The sequence below is a fragment of the Nocardia sp. SYP-A9097 genome (assembly GCF_009649815.1).
Classification (GTDB): Bacteria; Actinomycetota; Actinomycetes; order Mycobacteriales; family Mycobacteriaceae; genus Nocardia.
The window spans coordinates 156,414-167,991 of record NZ_WJIC01000016.1; the positions used below are offsets into that span (position 1 = coordinate 156,414).

Annotated in this window: 8 protein-coding genes; 3 read left to right on the plus strand and 5 right to left on the minus strand. The window is 65.7% G+C overall.

The window, feature by feature from the left end; all coding sequences use genetic code 11:
* Positions 1-362: 362 nt before the first annotated feature.
* Positions 363-1,466 (minus strand): succinyl-diaminopimelate desuccinylase, encoded by a 1,104-nt coding sequence (gene dapE, locus GFY24_RS27835; protein ID WP_309231425.1) that lies wholly within the window; start codon positions 1,464-1,466, stop codon positions 363-365.
* Between the two features lie 108 nt (positions 1,467-1,574).
* Between dapE and dapD the strand changes: the two genes are divergently transcribed.
* Positions 1,575-2,531: a 2,3,4,5-tetrahydropyridine-2,6-dicarboxylate N-succinyltransferase gene (gene dapD, locus GFY24_RS27840; RefSeq protein ID WP_309231426.1), complete on the plus strand. Its 957-nt coding sequence runs from the start codon at positions 1,575-1,577 to the stop codon at positions 2,529-2,531.
* On the opposite strand, the gene GFY24_RS27845 is transcribed toward dapD, so the two are convergent.
* Complete coding sequence (locus tag GFY24_RS27845) at positions 2,528-2,899, minus strand: PPOX class F420-dependent oxidoreductase (RefSeq protein WP_153808045.1); 372 nt, start codon at positions 2,897-2,899, stop codon at positions 2,528-2,530. The genes dapD and GFY24_RS27845 overlap by 4 nt on opposite strands.
* A 46-nt stretch (positions 2,900-2,945) precedes the next feature.
* Entirely contained in the window at positions 2,946-4,373 is a 1,428-nt protein-coding gene (locus GFY24_RS27850) for an acyl-CoA synthetase (RefSeq protein ID WP_309231427.1), read from the minus strand.
* Positions 4,374-4,499: 126 nt separating this feature from the next.
* Here GFY24_RS27850 and GFY24_RS27855 point away from each other — a divergent pair, with 126 nt between their 5' ends.
* Positions 4,500-5,357 carry an oxygenase MpaB family protein gene (locus tag GFY24_RS27855; RefSeq protein WP_153808046.1) on the plus strand — a complete coding sequence of 286 codons (858 nt, stop codon included), beginning with the start codon at positions 4,500-4,502 and terminating at the stop codon, positions 5,355-5,357.
* A gap of 27 nt (positions 5,358-5,384) precedes the next feature.
* Here the strand turns inward: GFY24_RS27855 and GFY24_RS27860 are convergent, their stop codons facing one another.
* Complete coding sequence (locus tag GFY24_RS27860; RefSeq protein ID WP_153808047.1) at positions 5,385-6,017, minus strand: TetR/AcrR family transcriptional regulator; 633 nt, start codon at positions 6,015-6,017, stop codon at positions 5,385-5,387.
* Between the two features lie 145 nt (positions 6,018-6,162).
* Here GFY24_RS27860 and GFY24_RS27865 point away from each other — a divergent pair, with 145 nt between their 5' ends.
* Positions 6,163-7,029 (plus strand): oxygenase MpaB family protein, encoded by an 867-nt coding sequence (locus tag GFY24_RS27865; RefSeq protein ID WP_153808048.1) that lies wholly within the window; start codon positions 6,163-6,165, stop codon positions 7,027-7,029.
* Here the strand turns inward: GFY24_RS27865 and GFY24_RS43075 are convergent.
* Positions 7,026-11,570, minus strand: coding sequence for an AMP-binding protein (locus GFY24_RS43075; protein WP_255458746.1), 4,545 nt, complete (start codon positions 11,568-11,570; stop codon positions 7,026-7,028). The genes GFY24_RS27865 and GFY24_RS43075 overlap by 4 nt on opposite strands.
* Positions 11,571-11,578 lie beyond the last annotated feature (8 nt).

An 11,578-nucleotide genomic window follows, 5' to 3' on the forward strand; every position in this document is an offset into this window, starting at 1 on the left:
TTTGGCCTCCGCTTCGCTCCGGCGGGGCGCGGCCCCCTTAGCCCCGCTTCTTCCCTCCCTCCGCTCCTCCGCTTCCCTCCCTCCGCTCCTCCGCTTCGCTCCCCCGCTCCACTCAGTCCAGAAACGGGGCGGGCCGCGCCATGGGGTGAATGTCATTCCGAGCTCGGGGGAATTCCGCTCCGGCGGGGCGCGACCCTCTCAGCCCCACTTCTTTCATCCCTGTCTTTGGCCTCCGCCGGCGACACCACCCCCCGGATCATGCGAGCGACAGGGGCAAGAAGTCATACCGGGCCTGGCGACCGTAGCCCTCGTTCAAGGACTACTAAAAAGGTAACGGGAGTTCGCGGTATTGGGACCGGAGGTCAGGCTTTGTCGCCTGTGAGGTAGCTGCGGAGCATTGAGGTTACCTGGGTGATCTGGTCGACCGGGAGGTGTTCGTCTCGCTTGTGGGCGAGGTTGGGGTTGCCGGGGCCGAAGTTGACGGCGGGAATGCCGCGGGCGGCGAAGCGGGAGACGTCGGTCCAGCCGTATTTGGCGCGGACGCCGCCGCTGCCGTGCGCGTGCACGATTTCGATGAGGTCCTTGGCGGCCGGGGCGGACAGGCCGGGCAGGGCTCCGGGTGCGCCGTCGGTGCGTTCGAAGCCGAGTTCGAGGCCCGAAAAGACTTCGCGCACATGCTCGGTGGCCTCGTCGAGGGTGCGGTCGGGGGCGAAGCGGAAGTTCACGTCGACCTCGGCGATATCGGGCACCACATTGCCCGCGACACCGCCGGAGACGCGCACGGCGGACAGGCCCTCGCGATATACGCAGCCGTCGAGATCCACTTCGCGCGCTTGATAATTCGCGAGTCGTTCCAGAATCGGCGCGAGCCGGTGAATTGCGTTGTCGCCCAGCCACGCTCGTGCGGTGTGTGCGCGCACGCCGGAGGTGGTGAGTCGAATGCGCAGTGTCCCTTGGCAACCCGCTTCGATCCAGCCGCCGGAGGGTTCGCCGAGAATGGCGAGATCGCCTTCGAGCCATTCGGGGAGTTCGCGTTCGATGCGGCCGAGTCCGTTGAACTCGGCGGCGATCTCCTCGCAGTCGTAGAAGATGAGTGTCAGATCGTGTACCGGTTCGGCGACGGTGGCGGCCAGGTTGAGGAAGACCGCGTCGCCGGACTTCATATCGACTGTGCCGCAACCCCACAACTGTCTTTCGCCGGCCTCGGTGACCTCGAAGCGGCTGGGCACATTGTCGGCGATCGGGACGGTGTCGAGGTGTCCGGCGAGGATGACCCGGGTGGGCAGGCCGCGAGTGGTGCGGGCGAGCACGGTATTGCCGTGCCGCAGTATCTCGAACCCGGTGGTCTGCTCGCGCAGTGCTTTTTCGACGATATCGGCGATGCGGGTTTCGTCCCTGGAAACGCTGGGAATGTCCACCAGAGCGGCAGCGAGGTTGATCGGGTCGGCGCTCAGATCGATGGTCACCCACTCCACCTTAAAGGAAGGGTAATCTCCGCTCTCGTTATGTCGCCCGTCATGGCACAAAAAGGCACCGTTCAGGGCGAATTTCTGCGGCCGGTAATCTTTACTGCCGTGAGCACTCAGGGAGCAGTCGCGGTCGGCCTTGCCACCATCACTTCCAATGGAACGGTCCTGGACACCTGGTACCCGTACCCCGAACTGGGGGTGGTGACCGATACCGGCACCAAGCGTCTGGACGCCTCCGATATCGAGTACGACAAGTTCGCCGGTGCCGCCGGGGCCGATGATGCCCGTCGGGTCGAGGTGGTCGTGGTGCGCACCAGCATCGCCGATCTGGCCGCCGAGCCGGTCGATACACACGATGTCTATCTGCGTCTGCAGTTGCTTTCGCACCGTCTGGTGCGCCCGCACGGTCTAAATCTCGAGGGTGTGTTCGGCATGCTCGCGAATGTGGTGTGGACGAATTTCGGTCCGTGCTCGCCGGAGGAGTTCGAGCTGACCCGTATGAAGCTGCGTGCTCGTGGCCCGGTCACCGTGTACGGGGTGGACAAGTTCCCGCGCATGGTCGATTACGTGGTGCCGTCGGGTGTGCGGATCGCGGACGCCGATCGGGTGCGCCTGGGTGCGCATCTGGCTTCGGGCACCACGGTCATGCACGAGGGTTTCGTGAACTTCAATGCCGGGACGCTCGGCAATTCCATGGTGGAGGGCCGTATTTCGGCCGGTGTGCTGGTCGGTGACGGCTCCGATGTGGGTGGTGGCGCGTCGATCATGGGCACGCTGTCCGGTGGCGGTAAGCAGGTCATCTCGCTGGGTGAACGCTGCCTGCTGGGCGCGAATTCGGGTCTGGGTATTTCGCTGGGCAACGATTGTGTGGTGGAGGCGGGACTGTATGTCACCGCGGGCACCAAGGTGAAGCTGCCGGACGGCGCGGTCATCAAGGCGTCCGAGTTGAGCGGTCGGGACAATCTGCTGTTCCGCCGTAATTCGGTGACCGGTGCGGTGGAAGTGGTGGCACGCAAGGGCACCGGCATCGAGCTGAATGCCGCGCTGCACGCCAACGACTAGTCGATGCCGAAGGCGATGATCCGCTCCGGGGTGATGCGGATCAGCTCCGGTGAGCCGCCGGGGATGTAGGTTTCGACGCCGCGCAAAGCCTGTGCGGTGCCGCGGATTTCGAGGCACCGCACGGTCCACGGGTTGACCGAGGGCACATCGTCGACGACGAAGGCGATCCGTTCCTCTTTGCCGAGGTTCCGGAACTTCTGCGACGCGCCCATATTGTGTCCGGCGATATCGATGGTGCCGAGGTCGGCGTTGTAGCGGAAGCCGACCGGATTGTTCTGCGGTGACCCGTCCGGCCGGATGGTGGCGAGCCGTCCGAGCCGCTGACTGCCGAGGTAGTCGATCTGCGCGGGCGTCAATGTTGCGATCATGGACCCGACGTTATGACCTCGAGTGCGGTTCAGGTCAAGCGATTGCTCAGCCGAGCAGCTTCTTCTGCACCTTGCCCATGGCATTGCGCGGCAGCGCGTCCACCACGCGCACCTCGCGGGGCCGCTTGTGTACCGAGAGCTCGCCTGCCACATGGTCGATCAGCTGCTGATGCACGGCATCGTCCGCACCGTCCCGCAATACGACGTAGGCGACGATGCGCTGCCCCAGATCGGCATCGGGCACCCCGATAACGGCGGTTTCGGCGACGGCGGGATGCCCCAGCAGCGAGGTCTCGATCTCCCCCGCCCCGATTCGGTACCCACCGGATTTGATGAGGTCCACCGATTCGCGTCCGACGATCCGATGGAATCCCCCGGCGTCGATAACGGCCACATCCCCGGTCTTGAACCATCCGTCCTCGGTCCAGTTCTCGGCGGTGACCTCCGGTTTGTTCAGGTAGCCGTCGAACAGCATCGGCCCCCGAACCTGTAGCCCGCCGACACTTTCCCCGTCATGTGGCAGCGTCCGACCGGACTCGTCCACCAGTCGTGTCTCCACTCCGGCCACCGGTGTACCCACCCATCCCGGCCGCCGCTCCCCATCGGGCCGAGTGGACAGCGTGATCATGGTTTCGCTCATGCCGTACCGCTCCAGCGGAGCCTGCCCGGTGAGTTCGCGCAGCCGCTCGAATACCGGCACCGGCAGCGGTGCGCTGCCCGAGACGAGAATCCGCGCCTTCGCCAATTCCTTTGCGGCATCCGGTGTCTCGGCGATTCGCGACCATACCGTCGGCACTCCGAAGTACATGGTGCCGGGTGCGGCGGCGTATGCCTCGGGGGTCGGCTTGCCGGTGTGCACGAGCGGGCTGCCGACGCGCAGCGGACCCAGCACTCCGAGAATGAGGCCGTGCACATGGAACAGCGGAAGTCCGTGTACCAGAACGTCATTCGATGTCCACCCCCACGCCTGCGCGAGCGCGTCCAGCCCGGCCGCAATGGCCCGGCGGCTGAGCATCACGCCCTTGGGCGCCCCGGTGGTTCCGGAGGTGTAGAGAATGAAAGCGATTGCCTCGGGCGCGGGTTCGGCATAGGTGTGCCAGGAACGCGCGTGCGCCCGCACCGGCACCACCGGCAGTTCACTCCCCTCGGGAGCCTCGCCCAGCCAAGCCTGCGCGCCCGAATCCCGCAGTATGTGTGCGAGTTCCGCGCTGCCCGCGTCCGGCGGCACCGGCACCACGGTGACCCCCGCGATCAGGCAGCCGACCACCGCGAGCACGGTCTTCACGGTCGGCCGGGCCAGTACCGCGACCCGCCGGGCCTGTGCGACACGCTCGGCGACGGAGGTGGCCGCGCCCAGCAGATCACTGCGCGACAAGGTCACTCCGTCGATGGTGACGGCATCGGGGATATCGATTCCGGCGGCGACGGCGGCCGGATTCAGCGAGCTCAGCAATAGCGGCGACCTGTAAGACACGCGCCAACGGTACCGGAGCGGACAGGACACGAATCGGGTGCGAAGTGGGCAAGTCGGTTGACAGGCGAGGTGAGTGGGTAAGACAGTTTATGCATAACCTTCTCACTCCAGAGGATGTGGTCGACGATGACCAGGCCAATACCCGTGCGGGAGTTCGGTAGCGAGCCGAGTACGGCGGACATCGATATCCGGCAGTTCGTCGATGGTGCGGCGGGCCTGCTCGGCGGGGCCGCGAATGTGATCATGCAGCTGGCGCATCCGCCGGTCGGGTACGGGGTGATCGAGTCGACGGTGACCAGTGGTCAGGTGATGGTGCATCCGATCAAACGGTTGCGCACCACCATCACCTATCTCGCGGTCGCCATGATGGGCACCGAGGAGGATCGCGCGACCTATCGCGAGGCCGTGGATACCGCGCACCAGCAGGTGCGGTCGCGCGCGGGAAGTCCGGTGAAATACAACGCCTTCGACCCGAAACTGCAGTTGTGGGTGGCGGCCTGCCTGTACTGGGGCGCGGCGGATCTCTATGAGCGCATGCACGGGCCGATGGACGAGGCCGATGCGGAGGCGTTCTATCGGTATTCGGCCCGCTTCGGCACCACGCTGCAGATGCGGCCCGAGCTGTGGCCCGCGAATCATGCTGCGTTCGAACGGTATTGGGCCGAGAATCTGGCCGCGACCTCCATCGACCCGCGAGTACGTTCCTATTTCGAAGACCTGATCGATTTGAAGATGCTGCCGCGCCCGGCCCGGTTGGCCTTCGGCGGTGTCCACCGCTTCTTCGTCACCGGCCTACTGCCGCAACATCTTCGGGATGAGATGGGGATGTCCTGGTCGCCCCGGCAGGATCGCGCGCTGGCGCGGATCCTGCGCACGGTCGGCGCGGCCGAGCAGCTGTTGCCCACGCCGGTGCGGGTCTTCCCGATCAACGCGTATCTCATTGATATGCGACTGCGTCGCCGCCTGGGCCTGCGGCTGGTGTGAAAACCTTTGCAGCCCAGCAGATTCGATTCAGAAAATACGAAATCCCGGTAGCACGTGGTCGATGGCGAAGCGCCGCAGCGCGGCCTCATCGTCCAGGGGGATCACGGTCTGCGGCGTCAGCGCCAGGGACAGCGCGCTGCGGGCGATCATCTCGGCCAGTGGCAGCGGATCGTATTGCGGCAATTTGCCTTCCGCTTGCAGGCGGGCGATGAACTCGGCGAGGTAATCGCGGCCCAATTCGATGACGGGTGCGCCCTGCACGGTCAGGTACGGCAGTACCGTCTCGGGTTCGGTCTTGAGCAGCCGCTCCAGCAGCTGATTCCCGCGCAGGCCCTCGATGAAGGCGATGAACAGGGCGACGATCTGATCCTGGGCGCTGGCGTCGCGTTCTATCTCGGCCTGTACGGCGGCATCGGCGTCGGCGATGAACTGGCGTGCCTGGCGCAGGCCGACGGCCTCGATCAGATCGGATTTGCCGGCGAATCGCCGATACAGTGTGGCGAGGGAGAGGCCGCCGCGGCGGGCGACCTCGACCATGCTGGTGCGTTTGATTCCGAAGTCGAGGAAGGCCACCAGTGCGGCGTCGAGCACCTTCGCCTGATTGTGGTCCTCCGGACCGGATCCGCGCACGAGCGGCAGGAGTTTGGCCAGCTTGGCCATGGTCCCGGCCCCTTTCGAGTCGCGAAGATACGATGAGGCTCCAATCATCGCACATTGACACCCTCACTCCGCGATGAGAAGGTGAGGATAGAAATTTCTCACACTCTCCTCGTCCGAGGAGTGACAACGAGGAGTCGAGTCAACGATGACCGCCCCGCTGCGCAAGTTCGACGAGTTTCCGGAACCCCTTCCCGCGGAGCTCACTCCGGACCAGGTCCGCGACTACATCGACGGGCCGGCCGCCTTCCTCGGCGGCGCGGCCAATGTGATCATGCAGCTGTCGCTGAAACCGGTTGGATACGGCGTGATGGAGAGCGACGTCAAGAGCGGCAGCGTGATGGTGCGGCCGATCAAACGGCTGCGGACCACCCTCACCTATATTGCCGTCGCCATGCTCGGCGACGAGGACGACCGCGCCGCCTACCGCGAGGCCGTCAATGAATCCCATCGCACCGTGCACACCAAGCCGGCCAGCCCGGTGAAGTACAACGCCTTCGACCCCAAGCTGCAATTGTGGGTGGCTGCCTGCCTGTACTGGGGCATGGACGACCTCTACCACCGTATGCGCGGCCCGATGAATCCCGAAGTGGCGGAGGCCTTCTACCGCTACGGCGCGCGACTGGGCACCACCCTGCAGATGCGCGCGGAGATGTGGCCGCCCACCCGCGACGCCTTCTACGCGTACTGGGAGGAGAATCTCGCCACCAAGCACATCGACGAGCCGACCCGTGCGTATTTCAATGTCCTCACCGACCTGAAGATGCTCCCCTATCCGCTGCAATTCCTGTTCGGCGGCCTGCACCGCTTCATCGTGACCGCCCTTCTCCCACAACATCTCCGAGACGAGATGGGCATGACATGGTCGGCCCGCGACGAACGTTTCTTCAGCGGTTTCCTGCGCCTGATCTGCGCCGTCTGGACCCGCCTACCCACTGTGATCCGGCTGTTCCCCTACAACTTCTACCTCGCCGATACCCGCCGGCGCCGTCGCCTCGGCCGCCCGCTGGTCTAGTCGGGCGGTGCGTCGATGCCGTTGTCCGGCAACACTATTGCCGCACCCGCCGCGGCGGCGGCAACCAGTTCGATGACCGCGAGCCGATCGTGCGCGTCACCCGTGTGACGGATGCGGGATTCGAAGGTCAGCGCGGATTCGACCCGCATGCGATCGGCCAGGTCGGCCAATTCGTCATAGGTGAGGGCGAGCGTGCCGGGAGTCGCTAACGCGGTGTGAGCACCGTGCAGCACCTCGGTGCGATGCGCGTGCGTGACCGGGCGAGCCGACTGCGCCGACAGCTCGGCGATGATCCCCGCATCGTCCAGAGACAGCCAGTCCAGCCCCGGAGTGAATATCGGATCACCCACCGTCACACCGAATTTCACGTCGACTCCGGTCGGCGGTAGCTCGTCGGCCGGATGCTGCGGAACCAGCGCCACACCGGCCTTGAGCACGGCCCACCAGGCCACGGCCTGTTCGACGCCACCATCGATGCGGACCGCGATGCCGGCCCCCGGACCACATCCTCGACCCACGAGTAGTCGCGCCAATCGCGAAGAGCGCGCGTCGAGTTCGGCATAGGTCAGCGCCCACTCACCTCGAACCAGGGCCGGATCATCAGGCTCGTCCTCCACTGCCACGAACAGCAGCTGCGGTAGCGTGGCACCGCGCGTTCGAACCTGCGGGTCGGCTGTATTCGGTTGAACGGGTTCATATTCGAATGCGTCTGTGAAGTCGAGTTCACCGACCCGAATGTGCGGGTCGGCGGCGACGGCGGTGAGAATTCGGTGCAGGCGATCGCTCAGCTCGCGCATGGTTCGTGCGTCGAAAAGGTCTGTCGCATAGGAGAACACCACGGCGAGCTTGTCCGGTGCGCCATTCGCCGCGCGCAGTGGTTCCACACCGATCTGCAGATCGAATTTGGCGGCGGTCAGTCCGGTGTGCAGCGCGGCGACGGTCAGTCCCGGCAATTCGAGGGCGGCGGGCTCGGTGTGCTGCAGCCCGAAAGCGACCTGCAGCAACGGCTCCGGTGACGATCGACCGGCCAGGACGGCCGCGGCCACCGATTCGAATGGCACATCGGAGTGCGCGAACGCCGACAGGTCGACATCGCGGGCCTGCTCGACCAGATCATCGAAGGAGGCCGAGCCGGCCACCGTGGTGCGCAGTGCGAGCGTATTCACGAACATCCCGACCAGATCGTCGAGCGCCCGCTCTCCACGCCCGGCGATGGCGGTGCCGATCACAATGTCGGATTCCCCCGATTCCCGGGCCAGCAGCACCGCGATCGCGGCATGCACGACCATGAACAGTGATGCGTGGTGGCGGCGGGCGATTCGATTCAGCCCGGCGTGCACCTCCGCGACTACGGTGAACTCCACCGTCGCCCCCGCCATCGACGCGATCGCCGGGCGTGGCCGATCCGGCCGCAGCACCGGCCCGCCGGGCAGGCTGGACAGTTGTTCCCGCCAGTACCCAAACTGCTGTGCCGCAATGGAATCCGCCTCGGTTGCGTCCCCGATAACGGCCCGCTGCCACCCGGCGTAGTCCGCGTACCGCACCGGCAGCGGGGTCCAGGCCGGCTCCTGCCCGGCGGTGCGCGCCAGATACGCGGTCATCAGGTCCCGAGCGAGCGGGGCCATGGATGCGCCGTCTGCCACAATGTGATGCGCGACCACCACCAGCAAATACTCGTCCGTGGCGGCACCGGCGATCAGCGCCAGCCGCACCGGAACATCCACCGCCACATCGAATCCCGCACCGACCAGCGCCGCGACCCGAGCCCGCACGCTATTCGGATCCGCGAGCCGCAGGCCGCCAGGGAACACATCGTCCCGCGAGCCGATCGAGGCGGAACCCACCTCCAGTCGCAGCCCGTCAGGGAATGCCTCGGCGAACGGGAGGATCTCCTGGAAAGGTGCTCCGCCAGGGGTGGATTCGGGGTAGCGGGTGCGCAAGGTTTCGTGGCGGGTCAGGACGTCCTCGGCCGCGCGGCCCAATGCGGCGAAGTCCAGGTCCCCGGTGAGGCGGATGACCAGGGGAATGTTGTATGCCGGTGAGCCGGTGTCCAATTGGTTGAGAATCCACATGCGCTGCTGCGGGAGAGACAATGGTACCGAGGTCGCGGTGTTGTCTCGCGCGTAGGCGAGCAGTGACGGCCGGGAAGATGCGCCGGTACCCGGCGTGATGCGCGCGGCGAGCGCGGAAACCGTTGCCGTCTCGAATAATTCGCGCACCGAGAGAGTGGTGTCGAGGGCCGCATTGATACGGGAGACTGCACGGGTGGCGGTCAGGGAGTTGCCGCCCAGGGCGAAGAAATCGTCGTCCGCGCCGACCGCGCCACCGCCCCCGGCCCGGTCGACGCCGAGTAGGTCGCCGAATACGCCCGCCACGATCTCCGCTATGGGGGTCGATGGGGCACGGAATACCTTGGTGGCGAGGACCAGCGCGGGCAACGCCTTCCGATCCAGCTTTCCGGAGGCATTGAGCGGGAACTCGTCCAGCACGAGCACCACCGCCGGGACCATATACGACGGAAGCGACTGTGCCAGAGCTGTCTTCAGCTCATCCGGGAGGGCAGCGCGATCGTTGTCGTCCAGCGGGCCACCGTTGCCGGCAACCACGTAGCCGACCAGTTGATCGCCCGCATGCGAATCCGCGCGCATCATGACAACGGCCTGCGTGACGCCCGGTCGCGCAAGCAACGCCGCTTCGATCTCGCCGAGTTCGATACGCTGGCCGCGCAATTTCACCTGGAAGTCGGTGCGTCCCAGGTATTCCAGTTCACCGGAGGCGGTCCACTTCACCAGGTCACCCGTGCGGTACATGCGCGCACCGACCGCGAAGGGGTTGGCGACAAAGCGGTCCGCCGTCAGATCCGGCCTGGCCAGATAGCCGGTGGCGAGCTGCACACCCGCCAGATACAGCTCCCCCGCCATCCCCGGTGCGACGGGGTGCAGCCGCGAATCCAGCACGTACACCCGGGTATTGAAGACGGGCAAACCGATAGGCACCGACGAGGTATCGAGGTCGTCCACCTCGTGATAGGTGATATCGACCGCCGCCTCGGTGGGGCCGTACAGATTGTGCAGCCGCGCTCCGGTGAGCTCACGGAATTGCCGCGCGGTCACGGCGGACAGCGCCTCCCCCGAGGCGAACACCCGCCGCAGTTGAAGTAGCTGAGACAGCTGCTGCGGCGGCGGCTTCCCCTCGTCATCCCGGCATGCTTTTGGCCGGGATCCACCCCCATCAGTGGATCCCGGCCAAAAACGCGCCGGGATGACGGGATTGGTTCCGCTGTTCAGCGTGACCACGAATGCCGCGAGCATCGACGGCACGAAATGGGATGTGGTGATGCGTTCTTCGGCCATGAGCCGGGCCAGGTAGGCGGGGTCGCGGTGGCCGTCCGGTGTGGCGAGTACCAGGCGTGCGCCGGTTTGCAAGGGCCAGAAGAATTCCCAGACCGACACATCGAAAGTAGCTGAAGTCTTTTGCAGGACAGCGCCTTCGGGGGTAAGGCGGTATTGCGCCTGCATCCAGATGAGGCGGTTCACTATGGCGCGGTGGGTGACGGCTACGCCTTTGGGTTTGCCGGTGGAGCCGGAGGTGAAGATTACGTAGGCCGTATTGTCCGGTCGCAGTGGATGATTGCGCTCGGTGCCGGCAATCGGTGTACCGCTCAGATCCTGTGCGGCCTGTTCCAACTCCGTCATATCCAGCGCGGTGCGCCCGGAGGCGAAGTCGCCCTCAGCGGTCAGAAGTATGCGCGGCTGTGCGGTATCGAGGATGTGGTTGATACGGTCCGCGGGCTGGTCCCGGTCGAGGGGCAGATATGCCGCACCGGCTTGAATGGTGGCGTAGATGGCCACTACCAGCTCGGTGGACCGGCGAATTGCCAGCGCAACAGTGGATTCCGGGCCGATGCCCGCCGCGATCAGACGGCGGGCCAGGCGGTTGGAGCGTTGGGACAGTTCAAGGTAGGTGAGCCGCTGTTGTTCGTAGATGAGAGCGGTGGCTTCGGGTGTGGCCGCCGCTTGCGCTTCGAATAGTGAAACCAGCTTCAGCGGCGCGTTTTCCGGGAGTCCCGCGATGGCAGCTATGTCGAAATCGGTGGCATTCCAGTTGTCCAGCACCTGGTGGCGGTCGACATTGGTGAGAAGTTCCAGGTCCCCCACCGGGCGGTCCGGATCGGCGGTCACCTGGGCGAGGATCCGTTGGAAGCGCTGCGCGAACGCGGCAATGGTCGACTCGTCGAAAAGGTCCAGGGCGTAGGAGAATTCGGCCGCCAAACCCTCGGCCGTGCCGGCGCTGTCGTAGGTCTCCTGCATGGTCAGTTGCAGGTCGAATTTGGCGAAGGGGATCTCGAGGTCCGCGCCGGTGACGCTCAGGCCTGGGAGTTCGAGCCGGGTGGGGGCCATGTTCTGGAAGGCGAGCATGACCTGGAAGAGCGGGTTGCGGGCCTGTGAGCGGGGCGGGTCGAGCAGCTGCACCAGTCGTTCGAATGGCACGTCCGTCTGCCCGAAGGCGCGGATATCGGCGTCACGGACCTTTCCGAGCAGGTCCTCGA

Bases quoted from the DNA above. Each gene is read 5' to 3' on its own strand.
- GFY24_RS27860 (WP_153808047.1), bottom strand. From the start codon at position 6,017: ATGGCCAAGCTGGCCAAACTCCTGCCGCTCGTGCGCGGATCCGGTCCG.
- GFY24_RS27865 (WP_153808048.1), top strand. From the start codon at position 6,163: ATGACCGCCCCGCTGCGCAAGTTCGACGAGTTTCCGGAACCCCTTCCC.
- GFY24_RS27855 (WP_153808046.1), top strand. From the start codon at position 4,500: ATGACCAGGCCAATACCCGTGCGGGAGTTCGGTAGCGAGCCGAGTACG.
- GFY24_RS27845 (WP_153808045.1), bottom strand. From the start codon at position 2,899: ATGATCGCAACATTGACGCCCGCGCAGATCGACTACCTCGGCAGTCAG.